This window comes from Blautia sp. AM23-13AC, from assembly GCF_003435675.1.
Classification (GTDB): Bacteria; Bacillota; Clostridia; order Lachnospirales; family Lachnospiraceae; genus Fusicatenibacter; species Fusicatenibacter saccharivorans.
Window position 1 is genome coordinate 1 of sequence record NZ_QTUL01000039.1, and the last position, 849, is coordinate 849.

Annotated in this window: 1 rRNA gene; it reads right to left on the reverse strand. The window is 47.8% G+C overall.

The features are described 5' to 3' along the window. Positions 1–640: ribosomal RNA gene (locus DW642_RS15720) — 23S ribosomal RNA — on the reverse strand; the annotation flags it as partial. Between the last annotated feature and the right edge of the window lie 209 nt (positions 641–849).

Consider the following 849-nt stretch of genomic DNA (forward strand, 5'->3'; position numbering starts at 1 on the left):
CTTAACCTTGCCAGTAAACGTAACTCGCCGGACCGTTCTACAAAAAGTACGCGGTTGTGCACATAAGGCACTTCCACAGCTTGTAAACACAGGGTTTCAGGTTCTCTTTCACTCCCCTCCCGGGGTCCTTTTCACCTTTCCTTCACAGTACTATGCGCTATCGGTCACTGAGGAGTATTTAGCCTTGGAGGGTGGTCCCTCCTGCTTCCCACAAGGTTTCCCGTGTCTCGTGGTACTCTGGATCCTGCCAGCCTCTCATCAATTTCGCCTACGGGATTTTCACCCTCTCTGATCAGATTTCCCAAAACTGTTCGGCTATTGATTCGAGTACCTTATGCAGTCCACAACCCCGCGGTGCACGCACCACGGTTTGGGCTCTTTCCATTTCGCTCGCCGCTACTTTGGAAATCGAGGTTTCTTTCTTCTCCTCGGGGTACTTAGATGTTTCAGTTCCCCCGGTTCCCTTCCATACGTTATGGATTGGCGTATGGATACTTGAGGTTTGCTCAAGTGGGTTTCCCCATTCGGATATCTCCGGATCAATGGATATTTGCTCCTCCCCGAAGCTTTTCGCAGCTTATCACGTCCTTCATCGGCTCTCAGTGCCAAGGCATCCACCCTGCGCTCTTAATGCTTGACCTGTATTCTTGGTCCGCTGCCATCATAGCGTTGATGACAGGCTTTTGTGTTCTCTGCTTTAAAAGCAATTGATTCAATAATCTTTCGATTATCTCTCTGGTTTGATAACATCACATGCTCTCACACATGATGCCTCGGATGTCTTTTCCTATCTCTAACGTTTTAACGTTTTCAATATAGATTGTATATGCGGTTTTCAAGGTACATCTT